The organism is Rhodococcus aerolatus (assembly GCF_054783215.1).
The window spans coordinates 1-22,211 of the sequence record NZ_BAAGQZ010000046.1 but is presented as its reverse complement, the minus strand read 5'-3'; the positions used below and the strand labels follow the sequence as shown (position 1 = coordinate 22,211).

The following is a 22,211-nucleotide window of genomic DNA, read 5'->3' as shown; positions in this document are numbered from 1 at the left end:
CCTGCCCGGGCGCAGGTAGCCCGCTACGTGGCGGAGCGCGCCCGCCCCGTGCGGGGGGCTCACCTAGGGTCGGGCACCGTGCGCCCCTCCCTCGAGCAGTACCCGCTCCTCGCCGCGGGCAAGGTCCGCTCGCTGCACGCCGTCGACGACGACCACCTGCTGCTCGTCGCCTCCGACCGGATCTCCGCCTACGACCACGTGCTCGACACCCCGGTGCCGGACAAGGGCCGGCTGCTGACCGCGATGAGCGTGTTCTTCTTCGACCTGCTGGCCCGCGAGCTGCCCGACCTGCCCAGCCACCTCGCCGGCGCGGTCGACGACGAGCGCGTCCCCGCCGAGGTGCTGGGCCGCGCCCTGCTCGTGCGCCGGCTCGACATGGTGCCGGTGGAGTGCGTCGCCCGCGGCTACCTCACCGGCTCCGGCCTGGCCGACTACCGGGCGACGGGCGCGGTGTGCGGCGTCGCGCTGCCCGGGGGCCTCGTCGAGTCCAGCCGGCTGGACCGGCCGATCTTCACCCCCGCCACCAAGGCCGCCGTGGGGGAGCACGACGAGAACGTCGACCTCGACACCGTCGCCGCGCAGGTGGGCAGGCCGCTGGCCGAGGAGCTGCGCACCCGCACCCTGCAGGTCTACGACATCGCCGCGCGCCACGCCGAGACCCGCGGCATCCTGCTGGCCGACACCAAGCTCGAGCTGGGCCACGACCCGCGCTCCGGGATGCTGCTGCTCGGCGACGAGGTGCTCACCCCCGACTCGTCGCGGTGGTGGCCCGCCGAGGGATACGCCGCGGGGCGGCCCCAGCCCAGCTTCGACAAGCAGTACGTGCGCGACTGGCTGACCGGGCCCGACGCCGGGTGGGACCGCCACGGGGACGCCCCGCCGCCGCCGCTGCCCGCCGAGGTGGTCGACGCCACCCGGGCGCGCTACGTCGAGGCCTACGAGCGGCTCACCGGGATGTCGTTCGCCGACTGGCCGGGCTGAGCAGACCGCCCGCGGCGGTGGGTGGGAGGCTGGACCGATGAGCTCCACCGACCCCACCAGCGCCTCGGTCCCCGCGACCGACCCCGTCACCCCCACCGGACCCGTCGAGCCGCCGCAGCCGCTCCCGCCGCCGGTGGCCGCGAAGGTCCCGCACACCCGCACCCACCACGGCGACACCGTCGAGGACCCCTACGAGTGGCTGCGCGACGCCGAGGACCCCGAGGTGATCGCCCACCTCGAGGCGGAGAACGCCTACACCGAGCAGCAGCTGGCCCACCTCGCCCCGCTGCGCGAGCGGCTGTTCGGCGAGATCAAGGGCCGGGTGCGCGAGACCGACCTCTCCGTGCCCACCCGGCGCGACGGCTGGTGGTACTACGGCCGCACCGTGGCGGGCCAGCAGCACGGCCTGCAGTGCCGCTGCCCGGTGACCGACGAGCACAGCTGGGAGCCCCCGGTGCTCGACCCCGACCACCCCGTCCCGGGTGAGGAGGTGCTGCTCGACGGCAACACCGAGGCCGAGGGCCACGACTTCTACGCCCTGGGCACCTTCACCGTCAGCGAGGACCACACCCGGCTGGCGTGGGCCACCGACACCACCGGGGCCGAGCGGTACACGCTGCGCGTCCGGGACCTGACGACCGGGGAGGTGCTGCCCGGCGAGGTGCCGGGAACCTCGGCGGGAGCGGTGTTCTCGGCCGACGGGCAGTGGCTGTTCTACCTGACCGTCGACGAGTCCTGGCGGCCGGACACGGTGTGGCGCCACCGCGTCGGCACCCCCGCGAGCGACGACGTGGTGGTGCTCCACGAGCCCGACGAGCGGTTCTGGATGGGGGTGGGCACCACGCGCAGCCGCCGCTACCTCGTCGTCGAGCTCGGCTCCAAGGTCACCAGCGAGGCCCGGGTGCTCGACGCGCACGACCCGGAGGGCGAGTGGCAGGTGGTGCTGCCGCGCCGCGAGGGCGTGGAGTACTCGGTGGAGCACGCCGTGGTGCCCGGCGCCCCGGGCGGGGACGACCGGTTCCTGCTGCTGCACAACGACGGTGCTCCGAACTTCACCCTCGTCGAGGCGCCCGTGTCCACCGTCGCCGACCCGGCCACCCACCGCACCGTCGTCGCGCACCGCGACGACGTGCGGCTCGAGGACGTCGACGCCTTCGCCGGGCACCTGGTGCTCAGCCACCGCCGCGAGGCCACCACCCGCCTCGCGCTGCTCACCCTGGCCGACGGCGGCTACGGCGAGCCCGAGGAGGTCGCGTTCGACGAGGAGCTCGTCACCGTCGGCCTGGCCGGCAACCCCACGTGGGACGCCCCGCTGCTGCGGCTGGTGCGCACCTCGTTCACCACCCCGCGCACCGTGCTCGACCTGGTGCTGGCCACCGGCGAGCTCGTGGTCCGCAAGCGCCAGGAGGTCCTCGGCGGCTACGACCCGGAGCAGTACACGCAGCGCCGCACCTGGGCCACCGCCGAGGACGGCACCCGGGTGCCCGTCTCCCTCGTGCACCGCCGCGACGTCACCGGACCCGCCCCGCTCCTGCTGTACGGCTACGGGTCCTACGAGTCCAGCATGGACCCCACCTTCGGGGTGGCCCGGCTCTCCCTGCTCGACCGCGGCGTCGTCTTCGCCGTCGCGCACGTCCGCGGCGGCGGCGAGATGGGCAGGCACTGGTACGACGACGGCAAGGGGCTGGCCAAGAAGAACACCTTCACCGACTTCGTCGCCTGCGCCCGCCACCTCGTCGCCGAGGGCTGGACCGAGCCGGGACGGCTGCTTGCCGAGGGCGGCAGCGCCGGGGGGCTGCTGATGGGGGCCGTGGCCAACCTGGCGCCGGAGCTGTTCGCGGGGATCCTCGCCGAGGTGCCGTTCGTCGACGCGCTGACGTCCATCCTGGACCCGTCGCTGCCGCTGACCGTCATCGAGTGGGACGAGTGGGGTGACCCGCTGCACGACCCGGACGTGTACGCCTACATGAGGTCCTACACGCCGTACGAGAACGTGCGTCCCGTCGCGTACCCGCCGATCCTCGCCGTGACCAGCCTCAACGACACCCGGGTGCTCTACGTCGAGCCCGCCAAGTGGGTCGCGCGGCTGCGCGAGGTGGGCACCGGCCCGGTGCCGCCGCTGCTCAAGACCGAGATGACGGCGGGGCACGGCGGGGTCAGCGGGCGCTACGAGCAGTGGCGCGAGACCGCCCACGAGTACGCCTGGGTCATCGACACCCTCGGGGCCCCGCACGAGCCGCGGCCCGCCCCGGCCGCCGCCGGGCAGTGACACCCCCCGCGAGACCCCCCGCGACAGCCGCCGCCCCGGCCGTCCCGCGCTGGCCGGTGCTGCTCCTGCTGCTGGCCACCGGCTGGGCGGCCAACCACTTCGCCGCGCTGCTGCCGGTGCTGCGGGTGCAGGAGGACCTCTCGCCGACCCTGCTCACCGCGGTGTTCGGGCTGTACGCGGTGGGCCTGCTGCCCGGCCTGCTCGCCGGCGGGGTGCTCTCCGACCGGGTGGGGCGGGCGGCGGTGGCCGTGCCGGGGGCGGCCGTGGCCACGGTGGGCACCCTGAGCCTGCTCGAGCTGCACGGCCCCACCGGGCTGGTCGTCGGCCGGCTGCTGGTCGGCCTCGGCGCCGGGGCCACGTTCAGCGCCGGCACCGCGTGGGCCGCGGACCTCGGGGGTGCGGCCGGGGCCACCCAGGCCGGGGTGCTCATGACCGTGGGCTTCGCCGGCGGCCCGGTGGTCTCCGGGGTGCTCGGCACGGTGGCCCCTGCGCCGCTGGTGCTGCCCTTCGCCGTCAGCGCCGCGCTCTCCGCGGTGGCCGTGGCGGCGAGCCTGCTCACGGCGCGCCGCGCCCGGCGCCTGCCGCCGGACCGGGCGCGGCCGCCGGCGCCGCGGGACCCGGACGGCCCGGCCGAGCCGGGGCGCAGCACGGGCGCCACGCTCGGCTGGCTGCTGCCCGTGGCCCCGTTCGTGTTCACCTGCGGCACCGTCGGTCTGGTCACCCTGCCGTCCCGGCTGCCCAGCTCCTACGCCGGGCCGCTGCTCACCGGGGTGGCCGGCGGCGTGGTGCTGGGCACCGGCATCGTGGTGCAGGCGTGGGCGCGCCGCCGCGGCGTGGGCCCCGGCGCGGGCACCGTCGGCTCGCTCGTCGCGGGCCTGGGCCTGGGCCTGGCCGCCCTGGGCTCGGACCACCCCGCGCTGCCCCTGGTGGCGGTGACATTCCTGGCGCTGGGCGTGGCCTACGGGCTGACGCTGCGCGCGGGCCTGCTCGACGTGGAGCGGTGGGCGCCGGCCGCGCAGCGCGGCTCGCTGACCGGGGTGTTCTACGTGGCCACCTACCTGGGGTTCGGGGTGCCGCTGCTGCTGGAGGCGCTGCGCCCGGTGGCCGGGCCCCGCCTCCCGCTGGCCGTGCTCGCCGGGCTGGCGGTGCTGGCCGGCCTGGCCCGCGGGGTCCGGCTGCGCCGGGCCGCGCGGGAACCGGGTCGGGCTGCGCTGCGCGACGGCGGGTTGCCCACCACACTGGGGCCCTGACACACCCCCAGCCGAGGAGAGTGCCGTGGCGGACCACAGCGACCACATGACGCAGACCGAGGCCGGCCGGCTCGACCTCGTGCACCGGATCGGCGCCGCCGTCGTCGCGGTCGTCATCATCGCGTTCGGGGTGCTGGGCCTCGTCGGCGGCCTCGGGTTCTTCGAGACGACCGGGGGCCCGGTGGCGGGCCTGAACAGCAACGGGCTGCTCTCGATCGTCTCCCTGGTCACCGGCGCCGTGCTGCTGGGCTCGGCGGCCCGCGGGGGGCGCACCGCCTCCACCGTCACCGCGACCATCGGCGTGCTGTTCATCCTCTCCGGCCTGGTCAACCTCGCCCTGCTGCAGACCAGCTTCAACATCCTCGCCTTCCGCATCCCCAACGTGTTCTTCAGCCTGATCGTGGGGGTGGTGCTGCTCAGCGTGGGCCTCTACGGCCGGGTCAGCGGTGGGCTGACCCAGGACAACCCGTACCGGCAGGAGCGCGAGGCGAAGGCGGCGCAGAAGCACGGCCAGGACGCCTCCGCCGGGGGCGACGCCGAGGACGACGACGAGGCGGTCGACCCCGAGCGGCTCGAGCACCTCCACGAGATGGAGCGCATCGAGATCGCCGTCGCCGAGGGCCGGGCCACGCCCGAGCAGGAGAAGATGATCGACGACGACCTGCGGCGACGCAGTGCCGAGGAGCGCGAGCGGGCGTGGGAGCACGCCCGCAAGACCGGTCAGGACCCCCGCTGACCTGACCCGGTCCCGACAGCGCCCGGACAGCCCGCCGACGCCGGCCGTTCACCTGCCGCTGCTGCACTGGGTGCCGTGGCTGCCACCCTCGTCGTGACGCTCTCCGGGGCCCGTGCCGAGACCCTCGACGGCGCCGCCTCGCTGGCCGCCGAGCTGGACCGCCGCGGGGTGCCGCTGTCGCTGCTCGTCGCGCCCCGGCTGCCGCACGGCTACCGGCTCACCCGGGACCTCGCGGCCCAGGAGTGGCTGCGGGCGCGGCGCGACGGCGGCGACGTGGTGGTGCTGCACGGCTACGACCAGGCCGCCACCAAGGGCCGCCGGGCGGAGTTCGCCGTGCTGGGGGAGCACGAGGCCCGGCTCCGGCTCACCGCGGCCGACCGGGTGGTGGAGTCGCTCGACCTGCGCACCCGCGTGTTCGCCCCACCGCGCTGGGTGGCCTCGCCCGGCAGCGTCGCCGCGCTGCCCGCCCTGGGCTTCCACCACCTGGCCGACCTCACCGGGGTGCACGACCTCACCACCGGGGCGCACGCGCGGTCCCGGGTGCTCGGGGTCGGGGGCGGGACGCGCACCGAGCCGTGGTGGTGCCGGGCCCTGGTGCTGGGAGCGGGGCGCACCGCACGCCGCGGCGGCCTGGTCCGGGTCGCCGTCGACGCCCGCCACCTCGGCCCCGGGCCGCGGCAGGCGGTGCTCGACGCGGTCGACCTGGCCCTGCACCACGGCGCCCGCCCGGCGGTGCACGGCCCGGACCTGCTGGCCGGCGGCGCGCTGGCCGCCTGAGCCGCTACAGCTGGTCGGCGGTGCCCCTCGGCAGCACGTGCCAGTCGGTGCCCCCGGGCACCAGCGCCTCGTAGATGCCGAAGAAGACGCCCGGGTCGGCCAGGACGGCCTCGTGGATCGGCACCACGACGCGGGGCGCGACGGCGCGCAGGTAGTCCACGGCCTCGGAGAGCTTGAGCCACGGCGCGGCCGTGGGCAGCCCCAGCACGTCGGGGGCCTGCTCGGGCACGTGGAACGAGTCGCCCGGGTGCAGGAACGCCCGGGGCCGCTCGTCGGTGCCGAAGAGGTAGGCGACGTTGTCGATGCCGGGGACGTCGGGGTGGATCACCGCGTGCTGCCCGCCCCCGACACCGACCTGCACGCCGCCGACGGTGAACGCGCTGCCCGGGCGCACGGCCTCCCACCCGCCGCCGAGCTGCTCGGCGGTCTGCGGGTCGGCGCGCAGCAGGGCCCCGGGGTTGCGCTCCAGCAGGCCGGGCAGCGCGTCGGTGTCGACGTGGTCGAAGTGCTGGTGGGTCAGCAGCACCGCGTCGAGGCCCTCGAGCTCGGCGAACCCGGAGGAGAACGCACCCGGGTCGACGAGGATCCGGGCCCCGCCGAGCTCGACGAGCACGCACGCGTGCCCGAGGTGGGTGAGGGTGAGGTCGGTGTTGCTCATCCGCTCTGCTCCTGCCACTGGTCGACGATGTCCTGCGGGTCGCGGCGGCGCCGCGTGGTGCCGAGGAAGTTGCGCACGAGCGTCATGGTCAGCTCGGGCAGCTCGAACTGCGGGACGTGGCCGCAGTCGGGGATGACGACGGACTCCGCGTCGGGCAGCGCGGCCACGACGTGGCGGGCGAAGCCGGGGGGCACCAGCGCGTCGGCCGCTCCCCACAGGAACAGCGCCGGCGGCGCGAGGGCGGGCAGCCGGTCCCAGAAGCCCTCCTCGCCGAACGGCTCCTCGGTGTAGATCCCCAGCGTGGCCGAGACGAAGGCCCGGCGGTGCCCGGCGTGGGTCATGGCGGTCTCGTGCTCGTCCACCGCGGCGTCGTACCAGCTCTGCCGCAACCGGTCCGGGTGGGCGAACATCCGCCGCAGCCCGGCCATGATGGTCGAGCGCGGCAGCACCAGCGGCAGCCGCGCCAGGTCGACGGGCACCAGGCGGGCCAGCGGGGCGAGCTGGCGGAAGCGGCGGAACGCCGGCGCCGCGCACAGCAGGACCAGCCGGTCCACGGCCTCCGGGTCGCGCAGCGCCAGCTCCAGGGCCAGCCGGCCGCCGAGGGAGTTGCCGATGACGACCGCACCGCGGGAGTCGGTCTCGTCGAGGAACGCCCGCAGCCAGCGGTAGAGCTGGCCCACGTCGTAGCGCCACGGCGGCGCCTCCGACGCCCCGAAGCCGGGGGTGTCCGGGGAGATCACCCGGTGGTCCGGGGCCAGGTCGTGCAGCACCGGGAGCATGGAGGCGTTGGTGGCGCCGAGGCCGTGCAGCAGCACCACCGGGGGCGCGTCGCGGGGGCCCGCCTCGAGGTAGGCGGTGCGGGCGCCGTAGGCGGAGACCTCCCGGGCCCGGGGCCGGGTGGGCAGGTCGACCTCGGGGGCGAAGGCGCCGCCCATCTGCAGCACGGTGGCCAGGCTGCCCCGGGCGGCGAGGTCGCCGGAGAGGAAGGCGTCGACCCCGCTGCGGTTGCCGATGAGCATGTCCGCGAGCGTCGTGGCGTCGGTGCGGATCGAGCACGTGGGGTGCTTGACCGCCCCCGAGAGCAGGGTGACCTCGCCGTGGTCGATGCGCACCGTCCACCGGCCCCGGCCGACGACGTCGAGCACCACGGTCGCGTCCCGGCGGGCCAGCACCGTCCGGGTCAGGTCCCGGGGCAGGTGGTGGGCCAGCACGGACGCGGGGTCCGAGGCGCGTCGGGGCGCTGGCGGCACCGGGTCCTCCGGGGGTCGGGACGGGGACCGCGGGGCAGCGGTCTCACCCACCGTAGCGCCCGCGGGAGTGACGGGGCCCACCGGCGGCACCGCCGCGGCCACCCGGTGTCACCGGGCCCACCGGTAGCGCACCTGCGGGCGGCCCGCCCGGCCGTGCTCCTCGTGGCGGGTCAGCACCCCGTCGTCGGCGAGCCGCTCCAGGTAGCGCCAGGCGGTGACCCGGCTGACCCCCAGCGCGGCACCCACCTGGGCGGCGCTGAGGCCGGCCGGCTCGTCGCGCACCGCCGCGGCCACCGCCTCGAGGGTCTGCGGGGTGGTCCCCTTCGGCGCGGCGGCCCGCTCGTCGGCCGAGCGCAGGGTGGCCATGGCCCGGTCGACGTCGCGCTGCGTCACCGCGACCGCGCCGTCGCCGAGCTGCTCGCGGTAGGCCGCGTAGCGGGTGAGCTTGTCGCGGAAGGCGGCGAAGGTGAACGGCTTGAGCAGGTAGAGCAGCACCCCGGAGGAGACGGCCGAGCGGACCACGTCCAGGTCGCGCGCCGAGGTGATGGCGATGACGTCCGGGCTGCGGGCGAAGGTGCGCAGCGCCCCGCACACCTCGATGCCGCTGGCGTCGGGCAGGCCCAGGTCGAGCAGCACCAGGTCCACCGGGGTGCCCGCGGCCTCCTGCTGCGCGGCGGCCCGCAGCGCCCCCGCCCCGGTGTGGGCCACCCCGGCCACGACGAAGCCGGCCAGGCGCTCCACGTAGGCGACGTGCGCGGTGGCGATGAGCGGCTCGTCGTCGACCACCAGGACCCGGATCACCCGGGCACCCCCGCCCGCGCGGGCACCGGCAGCGTCAGCACCAGCTGCGACGGCGGGCCCGGGGTGGCCTCGAGGCGCCCGTCGTGGCGGGCCAGCACCGCGGCGACGAGGGCCAGCCCCAGCCCGCGCTGCCCGGACTTGGTGGAGTGCCCGCGGCGCAGCGCGGCGGTGAGCCCGGCCGGGTCGAGGCCGGCGCCGCTGTCGGCCACGGTGACCTCGATGGCGGCGGGGTCGGGGGTCGTCACGAGCCGGACCTCGACCCACGCCTCGCCCCGCCCCTCGAGGGCGGCGTCGACGGCGTTGTCGACGAGGTTGCCCACCACGGTGACCAGGTCGCGGGCCGACACCCCGGGCTCGGCGGGCAGCGCGGTGTCCTCGGTGACGGTCAGCTCGCAGCCGCGCTCCGCGGCCTGGGCCACCTTGCCCAGCAGCAGCGCGGCCAGGGCGGGCTCGGCCACGGCGGCCAGCAGCCGGTCGATGAGGTGCTGGGACAGCGCCAGCTCGGCGGTGGCGAACTCGACGGCCTCCTGCGACCGGCCCAGCTCGACCATCGTGACCACGGTGTGCAGCCGGTTGGCCGACTCGTGGGCCTGCGAGCGCAGCGACTCCGCGAACCCGCGCACCGAGTCCAGCTCGTCGGCCACGCCCTGCAGCTCGGTGCGGTCCTGCAGGGTCAGCACCGAGCCCAGCGGCCGGCCCTCCCAGGTGACGGGGCGCTGGCTGACGACCAGGACGTGGTCGCCGGTGACGTGGACCTCGCCGCTGACCCGGTCCCCGCGGCGGGCCAGCTCGCGCAGCGACTCCGGCAGGTCCGCGACGTCCACCGCCCCCGGGCGGAGGGTGAGCAGCCGGCGGGCCTGGTCGTTGGCCAGCACCACCGCGCCCGCGTCGTCGAGCACCACCAGGCCCTCCCCGACGGCGTGGAGCACCGCGTCGTGGTGCTCGTACATGGTGCGCAGCTCGTCGGGCTGCAGGCCCAGGGTCTGGCGGCGCAGCCGGCGGCTGAGCAGCAGCGAGCCCGCCGCGGCCGCGAGCAGCGCCAGCGCGACCACGCCGAGCAGCACCGGCAGCTGGGCGAGCAGCGCCCGGCCCAGCGCTTCCTGGGTGATGCCGACCGCGACCAGCCCCACCACCGCGCCGGCGTCGTCGCGGACCGGGGCCACGGCGCGGATTGACGGCCCCAGGGTGCCGGGGAAGACCTCGGTGAACGCCCGCCCGGCCACCGCCGGGGCGATGTCACCGACGAACGGCTGGCCCAGCAGCTCGGGGTTGGGGTGGGAGTACCGGGTGCGGTCGGGCGCCATCACCACGACGAAGTCGACGCCCGTGGCCACGCGCAGCGCCTCGGCCTCGGGCTGCAGCGTCGCGGCCGGGTCGGGCCCGGTGACCTGCTCGGCGGTCGACGGGGCACCGGCCAGGCTCAGCGCCAGGTCGAGCACCTCGCGGCGGGCGCGGTCGTCGCCGTCGCGGCGGGCGTCGAGCACGGCCAGGGTGGCGCCCACGGCCACGACGAGCACGAGGACGAGCAGCTGGCCCACGAACAGCTGCGCGGCCAGGCTGGCCCGCCCGCGTCGGGCGCGGCGTCGTCGTCGCACCCACCCATCATGGCCGCCCGCGGCGGTCGGTGAACTCAACGAACGCAACACGACAAACCGCCCCCCGGTGGGTGAGGGTGCTCACACCAGGTGAGCCGGGTCACGGGGACCTCCGCTCACGCAGCCAGAGAGGACCTCCCATGAGCACCACCAGCACCCCCACCGGGGACGCCCCACCCGCGAAGGGCCGTGACCGCACGCACTGGCTCTACCTGGCCGTCATCGCCGCCGTCGTGCTCGGCGCCGTCATCGGCCTCGTCGCCCCCGGCGTCGGCAAGTCGCTGGCCCCGCTGGGCACCGCGTTCGTCAGCCTCATCAAGATGATGATCTCGCCGATCATCTTCTGCACCATCGTGCTGGGCATCGGCTCGGTCCGGAAGGCGGCCAGCGTCGGGCGCACCGGCACCCTGGCGCTCGTCTACTTCCTCGTCATGTCGACCTTCGCGCTGGCCATCGGCCTCGTCGTGGGCAACTTCCTGCAGCCCGGCTCGGGCCTGCAGATCACCTCGGAGAGCGCCGGGCAGGGCGCCAAGCTGGCCGGCGACGGCGCGGAGGGCACCACCGACTTCCTGCTCGGGATCATCCCCGACACGCTGCTCTCGTCGCTGACCGCCGGGTCGGTGCTGCAGACCCTGTTCGTCGCGCTGCTCGTCGGCTTCGCGCTGCAGTCCCTGGGCCGCGCCGGCGAGCCCGTGATGCGCGGCATCGGCCACGTGCAGAAGCTCGTGTTCAAGATCCTGTCGATGATCCTGTGGCTCGCCCCGATCGGTGCCCTCGGCGCCATCGCCAACGTGGTCGGCCGCACCGGCGTCGACGCGCTGGTCCAGCTCGGCGTGCTCATGCTCGGCTTCTACCTCACCTGCGCGATCTTCATCTTCGGCGTGCTCGGCACCCTGCTGCGCGTGGTCACCGGCTTCAACGTGTTCAAGCTGGCCAAGTACCTGGGCCGGGAGTACCTGCTCATCGTGGCCACGTCGTCCTCGGAGTCCGCGCTGCCCCGCCTCATCGCGAAGATGGAGCACGTCGGCGTCGAGCGCTCCACCGTCGGCATCGTGGTGCCCACCGGGTACTCGTTCAACCTCGACGGCACGGCGATCTACCTGACCATGGCCTCGATCTTCATCGCCGACGCGCTGGGCAAGCCGCTGGCCCTGGGCGAGCAGGTGGGCCTGCTGCTGTTCATGATCATCGCCTCGAAGGGCGCGGCCGGGGTCTCCGGGGCGGGGCTGGCCACGCTGGCCGGGGGGCTGCAGAGCCACCGCCCCGACCTGCTCGACGGCGTCGGCCTCATCGTCGGCATCGACCGGTTCATGTCCGAGGCCCGCGCGCTGACGAACTTCTCCGGCAACGCGATCGCCACCCTGCTCGTCGGGACCTGGACGAAGTCGATCGACGCGCAGCGGGTGACCGACGTGCTCGACGGGCGCATCCCGTTCGACGAGTCCCTGCTGGGCTCGGACCCGCACGCGCTGCCCGAGGACCAGGCCGCCACCGACGGCGCGGTCTTCACCGAGGGCGGGCCGTCGGCGCCCACCCGCGAGACGGTGGGCCTGCGCAAGTAGCCGCCCCCCGGACGGACGCCCGCTCACCCCACCGGGTGGGCGGGCGTCCGTACGATCGGGAGCAGACCTGTACTGGACGAACCGGACGCAAGGAGTCTGACGTGGGTGTGAGCCTGAGCAAGGGCGGGAACGTCTCGCTGACCAAGGAGGCCGGCTCGGCCGGCCTGGAGAAGGTGACCGTGGGCCTGGGGTGGGACGTGCGCTCCACCACCGGCACCGACTTCGACCTCGACGCCTCCGCCATCGGGGTCGGTGCGGGCGGGAAGTCGGTGTCGGACAAGCACTTCGTCTTCTTCAACAACCTGACGACCCCTGACGGCAGCATCGAGCACACCGGGGACAACCTCACCGGTGAGGGCGAGGGCGACGACGAGGCCATCAACGTCTCGCTCGGCCAGATGTCCAGCGACGTCGACAAGATCGTGTTCCCGGTGTCGATCTACGACGCCGAGGGCCGCCAGCAGAACTTCGGCCAGGTGCGCAACGCGTTCATCCGCGTGGTGAACCAGGCCAACGGCTCCGAGCTGGCCCGCTACGACCTCACCGAGGACGCGTCCACCGAGACCGCGATGGTCTTCGGCGAGCTGTACCGCAACGGCGCGGAGTGGAAGTTCCGCGCCATCGGCCAGGGCTACGCCTCGGGCCTCAAGGGCATCGCGCAGGACTACGGCGTCAACGTCTGACCCCTGCTCGCGCTCGCCGCGGCCCCGCTCCCGTCGTCCGGGCGCGGGGCCGCGCTGCGTCCCGGGTGCGTCCGTGGCGGCCCCGCGCTTCGCCCACTTCCCGCGCTCCCAGGCCTGCCCTCCCGCGTTTCGCCCACTTCCCGCGCTCCCCGGGCCCGTCCTCGCGCGTTTCGCCCACTTCCTGCGACCGCGGCGGGCGCACTCTGCGGTGCCCGGCCCGCCCCCGGGGCCGCGGCGGGCGCACTCTGCGGTGTCGGGCCCGCCCCCGCGACCGCGGCGGGCGCACTCTGCGGTGTCCGGCCCGGCCCCGGGACCGCGGCGGGCGCACTCTGCGGTGTCCGGAACCGGGTCAGGTGCGGGGGTGCAGCCGCACGTGGGGCAGCGCAGGAGCGGGCAGGCGCGCCTCGCCCCCCGGCACCGTGCCGAACCGGGCCGAGCCCGTCGAGTCGTCCTCCGAGGCCCAGTCCGCGCGCGCCGCGACGACCTCCTCGTGGCTGCCGCCGACGAAGTTCCACCACATGACCAGCGGGTCGGTGTAGGGCTCGCCGCCGAGGAGCAGCACCGTCGCCCCCGCCTCGCTGGACAGGCTCAGCGCGCGGCGGCCCCGGCCGAGGTCGAGCAGCGGGCCGGCCGCGAGGTCCGTGCCCTCCGCGGTCAGCCCACCGTTGAGCACCAGCAGGCCGTGCTCGAAGTCGGGGTCCAGCGGCAGCACGGTCCGCGCACCGGGGGCCAGCCGCAGCTCCGCGCCGAGCAGCCCCGAGTGCACCCGGGCGGGGGAGCGGGCCCCGGCGAGCTCCCCGGCGATGACCACGGTGCGCACCCCGTCCTGCTCGCCGCCGGGGAGGTCCGGGTGGTGCTCGATGCGGGCGTCCACCGTGCGCGCGGGCTCCGGGAGCGCCACCCACAGCTGCACCCCGCGCAGCCCGGCGGGCGCATCGTCCGGGGTGTGCTCGGAGTGGGCGATGCCCGCCCCGCTCGTCATCAGGCCCAGCTCGCCGGGACGGACCACGAGGTCGCCGCCGACGCTGTCGCGGTGGTGGATCGCCCCGTCGAGCAGCCACGACACCGTCTGCAGCCCGGTGTGCGGGTGCGGCGGGACGTGCATGCCGCCCGAGGCGCCCACGTCGTCCGGGCCGTAGTCGTCGAGGAAGCACCACGCCCCGACGGTGGACAGGCCGCGGCTGGGCAGGGTGCGGCGCACCGTCATCGCCCGCGGCCCGCCGAGGGGCACCTCGCGCGGCGGGACGAGCCGCGTGGCCAGGGTCGTCGTCCCCGGGCCCGCCGCGTGGCTGTCGGGGGACGCCTCGAGGTTGCTCACCGCACGAGCGTAGGACGCACACTGGTCCCGTGGACCTGGGACTGCGCGGTGCCCGCGCGATCGTGACGGGGGCGAGCCGGGGGATCGGGCTGGCCGTGGCGCACCGGCTGGCGCAGGAGGGGGCCGACGTCGCCCTGCTCGCCCGCGGGGCCGACGACCTCGAGGTGGCCGCCGCGGCGGTGCGCCGGCACGGCACGCGGGTGCTCGCCGTCGTCTCCGACACCACCGACGACGCCGCCGTGCGGGCCGCGGTCGCCCGGGTGACCGACGAGCTCGGCGGGGTCGACGTGCTGGTCAACGCGGCGGCCCGGCCCGCGTCGTCGGGCCCGGTGCCCGCGCTGGAGGACCTGACCGACGACGCGCTGCGGGTCGAGGTGGAGACGAAGGTGCTCGGCTACCTGCGCTGCGTGCGGGCGGTCGCGCCGGGCATGCGGGCGCAGGGCTCCGGCCGGGTGGTCAACGTCAGCGGGCTCAACGCGCGGCGCTCCGGCTCGCTGGTCGGGTCGGTGCGCAACGTGGCGGTGGCGGCGATGACGAAGAACCTGGCCGACGAGCTCGGGCCGCACGGGGTGGGGGTGGTGTGCGTGCACCCGGGCATCACGGTGACGGAGCGGACCCCGGGGATGCTGACCGCGCGGGCCGAGGCGGCGGGGACGACGGTCGCGGACGCCGAGCAGGCGCTGGCGGCCGGGGTGTCGCTCGGCCGGCTCGTCACCGCGGACGAGGTGGCCGACGTGGTGGTGTTCCTGTGCTCGCCGCGCTCGGTGGCCGTGCAGGGCGACGCCGTGGCCGCGGGCGGCGGCGACCGCGGCTCGATCCACTACTGACCGGACCCTGCATCCAGCCCGCGCGATGCGCCGACGGAGCCCTGCGGGCGGCATCGAGCCCGCGCGATGCACCGCACCGACGGGGGTCAGCGGGCCAGGAGCTCGGAGACCTCGCGGACGGCCGCGCGCCCGGCCCGGTTCGCCCCCACGGTCGAGGCCGACGGGCCGTAGCCCAGCAGGTGCACCCGCGGGTCGCGCGCCACCTGCGTGGCCAGCCGGCCGGTCATGGTGATGCCGCCCCCGGGCTCGCGCAGCCCCAGCGGGGCCAGGTGGTCCAGAGCGGAGCGGAACCCCGTGCACCACAGCACCACGTCCGCCCGCTGCACCGTCCCGTCCGCCCACGCGACCCCCTCGGGCAGCAGCCGGGCGAACATCGGCCGGCGCTCGAGCACCCCGCGCTCCCGGGCCGCGCGCAGCACCGGGGTCAGCGGCAGGCCCGTCACCGAGACGATCGAGCCCGGCGGCAGCCCGGCCCGCACCCGCTCCTCGACCCGGGCGACCGCGGCCCGGCCGTCCTCGGCGGTGAACCGGGTCTCGTGGAACTCCGGCTCGCGACGGGTCACCCAGGTCGTCGTCGTCACCCGGGACACCTCGTCGAGCAGCTGCACCGCCGAGATCCCGGCCCCGACGACCACCACGTGCTGCCCCCGGAACTCCTCCGCGGAGACGTAGTCGGCGGTGTGGAGCTGGCGGCCGCGGAAGTCGTCGGCGCCCGGGTAGCGGGGCCAGAACGGCCGCTCCCAGCTGCCGGTGGCGTTGAGCAGCGCCCGCGCGGTCCACGTCCCCGCGTCGGACCCGACCACCAGCCGCTCGCCCTCCGAGCGGACCGACGACACCGTCACCGGCCGCTGCACGTCGAGGCCGAAGTGCCGCTCGTACTCCGCGAAGTACTCCGGCACGACCGTCCGGGCGGGCACCTCGTCCTGGTCCGAGGCCAGCCGCAGGTCCGGCAGGTCCGCCACGTGGTTCGTCGTGCCCAGGGTCAGCGACGCCCACCGGTGCTGCCACGCGCCGCCCGGGCCGCGGTCGTGGTCGAGGATCCGGAACTCCTCGGGCGCGAAGCCCGCCCGCTGCAGGTGGCGCGCGGCGGAGAGCCCGGCCTGCCCGGCCCCGACGACCAGCACCTCCACGTCCACCCCGGCAGGAACACCGGCCCCGACCTGCGGTGTTCCCCCTGCCATGGCCGCCACCGCCGACACCGTCCCCGCCATCGAGGCCGTCGTCGACTTCTGCGTCCCCGACTTCGTCTCCCGCGCCCGGGCCGCGCGGCTGCCGGGGGAGGTGCGGGGCGAGCGCTTCTGGCACGGCCGGCCCACCGTCGACCGCCACCCGTACTGGGAGCTCACCCTGCCGTGCACCACCTCCGGCACCGGCCTCGCGGGCATCCGGGTGCAGCGCGACGGCCGGTGGGCGTGGGTGCAGCGGCCCGGGGAGGACACCGTTCGGCCCGTCACCTACGACGAGATCACCGCGGCCTTCGAGGCACGGCTGAGCGGCTGAGGCACCCCGGTAGGCTCCGCCGCATGGCCCGAGTCGTGGTGGACGTCATGCCCAAGCCCGAGATCCTCGACCCGCAGGGCCAGGCCATCGCCGGCGCGCTGCCGCGGCTCGGCTTCGCCGGGGTCACCGACGTGCGGCAGGGCAAGCGCTTCGAGCTCGAGGTGGCCGACGACGTCGACGACGCGACGCTCGACCAGATCGCCGAGACGCTGCTGGCCAACACGGTCATCGAGGAGTGGACCGTGCGCCGGGTGGCCGGGTGAGCGGCCGGGTCGGGGTCGTCACCTTCCCGGGGACGCTGGACGACGTCGACGCCGCCCGCGCCGTGCGCCTGGCCGGCGGGGAGGCCGTCAGCCTGTGGCACGGCGACGCGGACCTGCGCGGGGTCGACGCGGTGGTGGTGCCCGGCGGGTTCTCCTACGGCGACTACCTGCGGGCCGGGGCCATCGCCCGGTTCGCCCCCGTGATGGGTGAGGTCGTCCGCGCCGCGGGGGCGGGGCTGCCGGTGCTGGGCATCTGCAACGGGTTCCAGGTGCTGTGCGAGGCCGGGCTGCTGCCGGGCGCGCTGACCCGCAACACCGGCCTGCACTTCGTCTGCCGCGACCAGTGGCTGCGGGTGGAGTCGACCACCACCGCGTGGTCGAGCCGGTACGAGGCGGGCGCGGAGATCCTCGTGCCGCTGAAGTCCGGCGAGGGCCGCTACGTGGCCGCGCAGGACACCCTCGACGAGCTCGAGGGGGAGGGCCGCGTGGTGTTCCGCTACGTCGTCGACGCGCGCAACCCGAACCCCAACGGCTCGCAGCGCGACATCGCGGGGATCGCCTCGGCGGACGGCCGGGTCGTCGGGCTCATGCCGCACCCGGAGCACGCCACCGAGCCGCTGACGGGGCCGACGGACGACGGGCTGGGGATCTTCCTCTCCGCCCTCGACGGGGTCCTCTCGGCCTGAGCCTCCTAGGCTCGGGGCATGCCTGACTCCCCGTCCGAGGACGACCTGCGCGCCCGCCTGGCCGACGTGATGCCCGGGGTGCGCGCCGATCTCGAGGACCTCGTCCGCATCCCCTCGGTGTGGGCCGACCCCGCCCGCCACGACGACGTGCACCGCAGCGCGGACGCCGTCGCCGAGCTGCTGCGCGGGGCGGGGTTCGCCACGGTCGACGTCGTCAGCGAGGGCGGCGCGCCGGCCGTCATCGCGCACCACCCCGCCCCCGAGGGTGCGCCCACGGTCCTGCTGTACGCCCACCACGACGTGCAGCCCACCGGCCGGCTCGAGGACTGGACGTCGCCGCCGTTCGAGCCCACCGAGCGCGGCGCGCGCCTGTTCGGCCGCGGCGCCGCGGACGACAAGGCCGGCATCGCCGCGCACCTCGCCGCGTTCCGCGCCCACGGCGGCACCCCCCCGGTCGGGGTGACGGTGTTCGTGGAGGGCGAGGAGGAGTCGGGCTCCGCGTCGCTGCCGGACCTGCTGCGCACCCACCACGACCGGCTCGCCGCCGACGTCATGGTCATCGCCGACTCCGCGAACTGGGACGTGGGCACCCCCGCGCTGACGGTGTCGCTGCGCGGGCTCGCCGACTGCGTGGTCGAGGTGTCCACCCTGGAGCACGGCATCCACTCCGGGCTGTGGGGCGGGGTGGTGCCCGACGCGCTGACCGCGCTGGTGCGGCTGCTGGCCACGCTGCACCACGACGACGGCTCCGTCGCGGTGCAGGGCCTGCCGCAGGGCACGGCCGCCGACCTCGACTACCCCGAGGAGCGGGTGCGGGCGGAGAGCTCGATGCTCGACGGGGTCCGCCAGCTCGGCACCGGCTCGGTCGTCGACCGGCTGTGGGAGGGCCCGGCGATCGCGGTCATCGGGATCGACGCCCCGACCGTCGCCGAGTCGTCGAACACCCTGGTGCCGCGGGCGCGGGCCAAGATCAGCCTGCGGGTGCCGCCGGGCACCGACGCCGACGCTGCTCTGCAGGCGCTGACGCACCACCTCGAGAGCCACGCCCCCTGGGGTGCGCACGTGAGCGTCACCCCGGGCGAGACCGGGCAGCCGTGCGCCATCGACGCGACCGGGCCAGCCTTCGACGCCGCGCGGGCCAGCTTCCGCGACGCGTGGGACGGCACCGAGCCCGTCGACATGGGCATGGGCGGGTCGATCCCGTTCATCGCCGCGTTCGTCGAGGGGTTCCCGGACGCGGCGGTGCTGGTGACGGGCGTGGAGGACCCCGACACCCGCGCCCACGGGGTGGACGAGGGCCTGCACCTCGCCGAGTTCGAGCGGGTCTGCCTGGCCGAGACCCTGCTGCTGGCCCGCCTCGCGCCGGGCGCCTAGCGGGCTCCCCGCCCTCGGACGGGGCCCGTCGGGGGCGGGAAGCCGTGCGCGGTCAGCGGTGCTTCGCGGCCGCCCTCACGGTCGAGATCACGTAGTACAGCGAGCTGAGGAAGAAGAACGCGCCGATCGCGGCCTTGACCTGGTCCTCGCTCAGCGACGTGCGCGCCGAGACCTGCGTCGCGATGGGGTCACCCACCTTGGTGCGCCAGCCGGTCAGCGCCTCCTGGCCCATGCGTGTCGGCTCCATGCCCTACCTCCTGCTCGTCGTCGACCCCTCCGCCGGGAGGCGGTGGTCGTCTCCCGCACCCTAGGGCGGTCGGGGCGCGCGCCCCCGTCGAGCGCCCGGCATCGCGCGGGCTCGACGCACCCCCGGGGCCCCGGTTACCGCATCGAGCCCGCTCGATGCTGGGTCCGGGCGACCGACCTGGGCCAGGATGGGCGCATGGACCTGCCCGTGCTGCCCCCGGTCAAGCCGATGCTGGCCAAGACGGCCGACGCCGTGCCCGCACAGCCCGACGGGGACCCGGTGTGGAGCTACGAGCCGAAGTGGGACGGCTTCCGCTGCCTGGTCTACCGCGACGGCGACGAGGTCGTCCTCGCCTCCCGCAACACCAAGGAGCTCACCCGCTACTTCCCCGAGGTCGTCGACGCGGTCCGCGCCGAGCTGCCCACCCGCTGCGTCGTCGACGGCGAGGTCGTCGTGCCCCGCGAGGTCGACGGCACCACCCGGCTCAGCTGGGACGACCTCAGCCAGCGCATCCACCCCGCCGAGAGCCGGGTGCGGATGCTGGCGCAGGAGACCCCCGCGCAGCTCGTGCTGTTCGACCTGCTGGCCATCGGCGACGACGACGTCACCGGTGAGCCCTTCTCGCTGCGCCGCCGGGCCCTGCTCGGCGCGGTGCTCGACGGGCCGAGCGTCCACGTCACCACCGCGACGCCGGACGCGGCCACGGCGCAGCGGTGGTTCGACGAGTTCGAGGGCGCCGGGCTCGACGGGGTTGTCGCGAAGAAGCTCGACGGCCGCTACGTGCCGGACAAGCGCGAGATGGTCAAGGTCAAGCACCACCGCAGCGCCGAGTGCGTGGTGATCGGCTACCGGCCGCACAAGTCCAAGCCCGGCGTCGGCTCCCTGCTGCTCGGCCTGCACGACGGCGACCGCATGCACATGGTCGGCGGGGCCAGCGCCTTCACCGACGCCCGCCGCGTCGAGCTGCTCGACGAGCTCGAGCCGCTGCGCATCGGCACCGAGAAGCAGCACGGCGAGCCCAACCGGTGGAACCAGCGCGAGGACCACGGCTGGGTGCCGCTGCGGCCCGAGCGGGTCGTCGAGATCGCCTACGACCAGATGGAGGGCGACCGGCTGCGCCACGTCGCCCGCTTCGTGCGGTGGCGGCCCGACCGCGACCCGGAGAGCTGCACCTACGACCAGCTCGACGTGCCCGTGCGCTACGACTTCGCCGACGTGCTCGCCGGCGGCAGGGACGAGACCTGATGGCCGCCAAGGACGCGCACGGGGCGCCGGAGGTCCTCGACGTGCACGGCGTCGACGTGCGGCTGTCCAGCCCGGACAAGGTCGTCTTCCCCGAGCTGGGGGAGGCGGGCACCAAGCGGGCCATCGCCCGGCACTACCAGCGCCTCGGCGAGCACGGCGCCATCATCACCGCGCTGCGCGACCGCCCCACCTACCTGCAGCGCTTCCCCGACGGCGTCACCGGCGAGGAGGTCTACCAGAAGCGGGTGCCGCCCAAGCACCCCGACTACCTCGAGACCTGCCGGGTCACCTTCCCCTCGGGGCGCTCCGCGGACGCGCTGCGGGTGACCAAGCCCGCCGACGTGGTGTGGGCGGCGCAGATGGGCACGGTGACCTTCCACCCCTGGCACGCCCGGTGCACCGACGTCGACCACCCCGACGAGCTGCGCATCGACCTGGACCCGCAGCCGGGCACCGGGTTCGACGAGGCGCGGTCGGTCGCGCTCGACGCCGTCCGGCCGCTGCTGGCCGACCTCGGGCTCGTCGGCTACCCCAAGACGTCCGGCGGCCGGGGCGTCCACGTCTACGTCCGCATCGAGCCGCGGTGGACGTTCACCGAGGTGCGCCGGGCCGCCATCGCCTTCGCCCGTGAGGTGGAGCGCCGCGCCGGCGGGGACCGGGTGACCACGGCGTGGTGGAAGGAGCAGCGCGGCGAGCAGGTGTTCGTGGACTACAACCAGAACGCCCGGGACCGCACCATCGCCAGCGCCTACTCGCTGCGCAAGACCCCGCGGGCGACGTGCAGCACCCCGGTCACCTGGGACGAGCTGGTCGACGTCCACCCCGACGACTGCACCCTGGCCACCGTGGCCGACCTGGTCGACCGGCGCGGGGACCCCATGGCGGACATCGACTCCCGGGCGTACACGTTGGACACCCTGCTCGACCTGGCCGCGCGGGACGAGGCCGGCGGGCTGGGCGACCTGCCCTACCCGCCGAACTACCCGAAGATGCCGGGCGAGCCGAAGCGGGTGCAGCCCAGCAAGGACACCGACAACAAGCACACCTGAGCCTCAGCAGGTGCTGACGGGCGGCCTCCCGGCGAACCGGTCGTCGAGGAAGCGCAGGACGTTGCCGATGGCGAACACCGCGACCTGCACGTGGTCGGTGATGGGCGACTTCTGGTACTCCACCGTGCCGCCCCCGTCGCAGTAGGTGCGGTTGAGCGCGTCGGCCCCGGCCGTCGGGATGAGGGTGTCGTTGACGGAGTGGTAGAGCAGCACCGGCATGGTCGGGACGGCCTGGCCGAGGCTGTTGTCCGCCAGGGCCGCCTGCACCCCGGGCGTGCCGACCGCGCCCGGGCTCACCGACAGCTCGTCGAAGCTCAGGCCGTTGCCCGCTGCCAGTGCACCCTCGACGCACTCGCCGGACATGGTCTGCACCAGGGCCTTGCCGCGGTCGTTGAGCAGGGTGTCCATCTCCATTCCGGGGTACTCCCGCGCCAGGCCGGCCGCGGCGGCGAAGAGCAGCCCGAAGGCGCCGGACCCGTCGCTGCCGGCGACGATGGCGCCGAAGTCGACCGGGACCCCGCCGGCGGCGGCGCCCACCACGTCGAGCTCGGGGGCGTAGGAGCGGGCCAGCTCGGCGGTCCAGGCCGTCGCCAGGCCACCACCGGAGTAGCCCCACAGGCCCACCGGCGACCCGGGGCCCGCGGTGCCCGCCGGGGCGAAGGACTGCACCGCGCGGATCCCGTCCAGGGTGACCTGCGCGGCGAGGCGGCCCGCCGAGTAGGCCGCGGCCGGGCCCTCGTGGTCCGGCAGCGCGACGGCCCACCCGCGCAGGAGCATGAAGGCGACCATGAGCTGCTCGCTGAGCCGACCCGCGGGCAGCAGCCGCGAGGGGCTGCAGTCGGGGTCGAGCGAGTTGATGGCCGCCTGGTAGGACACCAGCGGGCGGGGTCCGGTGGGCGGGCCCGTCGGCAGGACGACGGTGGTCACCGCGGCCACCGGACGTCCCGCCGTGTCGGTCGACCGGTAGACGAGCTGGTGGGCGGGCACCGGGAAGATCCCGTAGATCACCACCCGGACGGGCCGCGACCGGACCACCTGGCCGGGTGCGAGGTCGGCGAGACCCTCCGGCGCGGCGAAGAACGGGTCGCCGGGGGCGGGCGCCTCGGCCGCGGCGGCCGCCGGCGCGGCGGCGGCCGGGTC

22 protein-coding genes are annotated in these 22,211 nt (G+C 75.7%); 14 read left to right on the top strand and 8 right to left on the bottom strand.

Annotated elements, in window-relative coordinates:
- Positions 1-78 precede the first annotated feature (78 nt).
- The 5 genes from ACYVOF_RS17020 (at position 79) to ACYVOF_RS17000 (ending at position 6,013) form a co-directional block, all read left to right on the top strand.
- Entirely contained in the window at positions 79-981 is a 903-nt protein-coding gene (locus ACYVOF_RS17020; protein ID WP_460868566.1) for a phosphoribosylaminoimidazolesuccinocarboxamide synthase, read from the top strand.
- A gap of 37 nt (positions 982-1,018) precedes the next feature.
- Positions 1,019-3,250, top strand: a complete 2,232-nt coding sequence (locus ACYVOF_RS17015; protein WP_460868564.1) for a S9 family peptidase — start codon at positions 1,019-1,021, stop codon at positions 3,248-3,250.
- 56 nt (positions 3,251-3,306) lie between these two features.
- Positions 3,307-4,500 carry an MFS transporter gene (locus tag ACYVOF_RS17010; RefSeq protein ID WP_460868562.1) on the top strand — a complete coding sequence of 398 codons (1,194 nt, stop codon included), beginning with the start codon at positions 3,307-3,309 and terminating at the stop codon, positions 4,498-4,500.
- Positions 4,501-4,525: 25 nt separating this feature from the next.
- Complete coding sequence (locus ACYVOF_RS17005; protein WP_460868560.1) at positions 4,526-5,236, top strand: DUF4383 domain-containing protein; 711 nt, start codon at positions 4,526-4,528, stop codon at positions 5,234-5,236.
- A gap of 75 nt (positions 5,237-5,311) precedes the next feature.
- On the top strand, positions 5,312-6,013 hold the full coding sequence (locus ACYVOF_RS17000; RefSeq protein ID WP_460868558.1) for a DUF2334 domain-containing protein: 702 nt from the start codon (positions 5,312-5,314) through the stop codon (positions 6,011-6,013).
- Between the two features lie 4 nt (positions 6,014-6,017).
- Here ACYVOF_RS17000 and ACYVOF_RS16995 read toward each other — a convergent pair whose 3' ends face one another.
- From ACYVOF_RS16995 to ACYVOF_RS16980, 4 genes are all read right to left on the bottom strand, one after another.
- A complete protein-coding gene (locus ACYVOF_RS16995; RefSeq protein WP_460868556.1) occupies positions 6,018-6,671 on the bottom strand; it encodes an MBL fold metallo-hydrolase in 654 nt (217 codons plus the stop codon).
- A complete protein-coding gene (locus ACYVOF_RS16990; protein ID WP_460868555.1) occupies positions 6,668-7,882 on the bottom strand; it encodes an alpha/beta fold hydrolase in 1,215 nt (404 codons plus the stop codon). The genes ACYVOF_RS16995 and ACYVOF_RS16990 overlap by 4 nt, the downstream gene beginning before the upstream one ends.
- A 147-nt stretch (positions 7,883-8,029) precedes the next feature.
- The gene (locus ACYVOF_RS16985) at positions 8,030-8,722 is read right to left on the bottom strand and encodes a response regulator (protein ID WP_460868553.1); all 693 of its coding nucleotides are present in this window, start codon (positions 8,720-8,722) and stop codon (positions 8,030-8,032) included.
- Positions 8,719-10,317 carry a sensor histidine kinase gene (locus tag ACYVOF_RS16980; protein WP_460868551.1) on the bottom strand — a complete coding sequence of 533 codons (1,599 nt, stop codon included), beginning with the start codon at positions 10,315-10,317 and terminating at the stop codon, positions 8,719-8,721. The genes ACYVOF_RS16985 and ACYVOF_RS16980 overlap by 4 nt, the downstream gene beginning before the upstream one ends.
- A gap of 140 nt (positions 10,318-10,457) precedes the next feature.
- On the opposite strand from ACYVOF_RS16980, the gene ACYVOF_RS16975 reads away from it, so the two are divergent.
- Both ACYVOF_RS16975 and ACYVOF_RS16970 read left to right on the top strand, forming a co-directional pair.
- On the top strand, positions 10,458-11,879 hold the full coding sequence (locus ACYVOF_RS16975) for a cation:dicarboxylate symporter family transporter (protein ID WP_460868549.1): 1,422 nt from the start codon (positions 10,458-10,460) through the stop codon (positions 11,877-11,879).
- 101 nt (positions 11,880-11,980) lie between these two features.
- Positions 11,981-12,562: a TerD family protein gene (locus ACYVOF_RS16970; protein WP_460868548.1), complete on the top strand. Its 582-nt coding sequence runs from the start codon at positions 11,981-11,983 to the stop codon at positions 12,560-12,562.
- Positions 12,563-12,911: 349 nt separating this feature from the next.
- Here ACYVOF_RS16970 and ACYVOF_RS16965 read toward each other — a convergent pair whose 3' ends face one another.
- The gene (locus ACYVOF_RS16965) at positions 12,912-13,880 is read right to left on the bottom strand and encodes a pirin family protein (protein WP_460868546.1); all 969 of its coding nucleotides are present in this window, start codon (positions 13,878-13,880) and stop codon (positions 12,912-12,914) included.
- A gap of 29 nt (positions 13,881-13,909) precedes the next feature.
- On the opposite strand from ACYVOF_RS16965, the gene ACYVOF_RS16960 reads away from it, so the two are divergent.
- Entirely contained in the window at positions 13,910-14,707 is a 798-nt protein-coding gene (locus tag ACYVOF_RS16960; RefSeq protein WP_460868544.1) for an SDR family NAD(P)-dependent oxidoreductase, read from the top strand.
- An 86-nt stretch (positions 14,708-14,793) separates the two neighbouring features.
- Here the strand turns inward: ACYVOF_RS16960 and ACYVOF_RS16955 are convergent, their stop codons facing one another.
- Positions 14,794-15,888, bottom strand: coding sequence for an NAD(P)-binding domain-containing protein (locus tag ACYVOF_RS16955; protein ID WP_460868542.1), 1,095 nt, complete (start codon positions 15,886-15,888; stop codon positions 14,794-14,796).
- Here ACYVOF_RS16955 and ACYVOF_RS16950 point away from each other — a divergent pair.
- Genes ACYVOF_RS16950 through ACYVOF_RS16935 form a run of 4 tightly spaced genes read left to right on the top strand, consistent with a single transcriptional unit; the run spans position 15,887 to position 18,530 of the window.
- Positions 15,887-16,207 carry a hypothetical protein gene (locus ACYVOF_RS16950; protein WP_460868540.1) on the top strand — a complete coding sequence of 107 codons (321 nt, stop codon included), beginning with the start codon at positions 15,887-15,889 and terminating at the stop codon, positions 16,205-16,207. The two genes, ACYVOF_RS16955 and ACYVOF_RS16950, sit on opposite strands and share 2 nt — an antisense overlap.
- Positions 16,208-16,230: 23 nt before the next feature.
- Positions 16,231-16,470 (top strand): phosphoribosylformylglycinamidine synthase subunit PurS, encoded by a 240-nt coding sequence (gene purS, locus ACYVOF_RS16945; RefSeq protein ID WP_460868538.1) that lies wholly within the window; start codon positions 16,231-16,233, stop codon positions 16,468-16,470.
- The gene (gene purQ, locus ACYVOF_RS16940; protein ID WP_460868536.1) at positions 16,467-17,156 is read left to right on the top strand and encodes a phosphoribosylformylglycinamidine synthase subunit PurQ; all 690 of its coding nucleotides are present in this window, start codon (positions 16,467-16,469) and stop codon (positions 17,154-17,156) included. The genes purS and purQ overlap by 4 nt, the downstream gene beginning before the upstream one ends.
- 18 nt (positions 17,157-17,174) lie before the next feature.
- A complete protein-coding gene (locus ACYVOF_RS16935) occupies positions 17,175-18,530 on the top strand; it encodes a M20/M25/M40 family metallo-hydrolase (RefSeq protein ID WP_460868534.1) in 1,356 nt (451 codons plus the stop codon).
- 52 nt (positions 18,531-18,582) lie between these two features.
- On the opposite strand, the gene ACYVOF_RS16930 is transcribed toward ACYVOF_RS16935, so the two are convergent.
- Positions 18,583-18,777, bottom strand: coding sequence for a hypothetical protein (locus ACYVOF_RS16930; RefSeq protein WP_460868532.1), 195 nt, complete (start codon positions 18,775-18,777; stop codon positions 18,583-18,585).
- A gap of 195 nt (positions 18,778-18,972) precedes the next feature.
- On the opposite strand from ACYVOF_RS16930, the gene ACYVOF_RS16925 reads away from it, so the two are divergent.
- Together ACYVOF_RS16925 and ACYVOF_RS16920 are read left to right on the top strand one after the other, a co-directional pair.
- Positions 18,973-20,022 carry an ATP-dependent DNA ligase gene (locus ACYVOF_RS16925; protein WP_460868531.1) on the top strand — a complete coding sequence of 350 codons (1,050 nt, stop codon included), beginning with the start codon at positions 18,973-18,975 and terminating at the stop codon, positions 20,020-20,022.
- Positions 20,022-21,071, top strand: coding sequence for a DNA polymerase domain-containing protein (locus ACYVOF_RS16920; RefSeq protein ID WP_460868529.1), 1,050 nt, complete (start codon positions 20,022-20,024; stop codon positions 21,069-21,071). The genes ACYVOF_RS16925 and ACYVOF_RS16920 overlap by 1 nt, the downstream gene beginning before the upstream one ends.
- Positions 21,072-21,074: 3 nt before the next feature.
- On the opposite strand, the gene ACYVOF_RS16915 is transcribed toward ACYVOF_RS16920, so the two are convergent.
- Positions 21,075-22,211, bottom strand: a 1,137-nt coding sequence (locus ACYVOF_RS16915) for a lipase family protein (protein ID WP_460868527.1), incomplete at its 5' end; no start/stop codon positions are given.

Excerpts from the sequence above, each read along its gene's own strand:
- ACYVOF_RS17015 (WP_460868564.1), top strand. The coding sequence starts at position 1,019 with ATGAGCTCCACCGACCCCACCAGCGCCTCGGTCCCCGCGACCGACCCC.
- ACYVOF_RS16995 (WP_460868556.1), bottom strand. The coding sequence starts at position 6,671 with ATGAGCAACACCGACCTCACCCTCACCCACCTCGGGCACGCGTGCGTG.
- ACYVOF_RS16975 (WP_460868549.1), top strand. The coding sequence starts at position 10,458 with ATGAGCACCACCAGCACCCCCACCGGGGACGCCCCACCCGCGAAGGGC.
- ACYVOF_RS16950 (WP_460868540.1), top strand. The coding sequence starts at position 15,887 with ATGGCCGCCACCGCCGACACCGTCCCCGCCATCGAGGCCGTCGTCGAC.
- ACYVOF_RS16955 (WP_460868542.1), bottom strand. The coding sequence starts at position 15,888 with ATGGCAGGGGGAACACCGCAGGTCGGGGCCGGTGTTCCTGCCGGGGTG.
- purS (WP_460868538.1), top strand. The coding sequence starts at position 16,231 with ATGGCCCGAGTCGTGGTGGACGTCATGCCCAAGCCCGAGATCCTCGAC.
- ACYVOF_RS16935 (WP_460868534.1), top strand. The coding sequence starts at position 17,175 with ATGCCTGACTCCCCGTCCGAGGACGACCTGCGCGCCCGCCTGGCCGAC.
- ACYVOF_RS16930 (WP_460868532.1), bottom strand. The coding sequence starts at position 18,777 with ATGGAGCCGACACGCATGGGCCAGGAGGCGCTGACCGGCTGGCGCACC.
- ACYVOF_RS16925 (WP_460868531.1), top strand. The coding sequence starts at position 18,973 with ATGGACCTGCCCGTGCTGCCCCCGGTCAAGCCGATGCTGGCCAAGACG.
- ACYVOF_RS16920 (WP_460868529.1), top strand. The coding sequence starts at position 20,022 with ATGGCCGCCAAGGACGCGCACGGGGCGCCGGAGGTCCTCGACGTGCAC.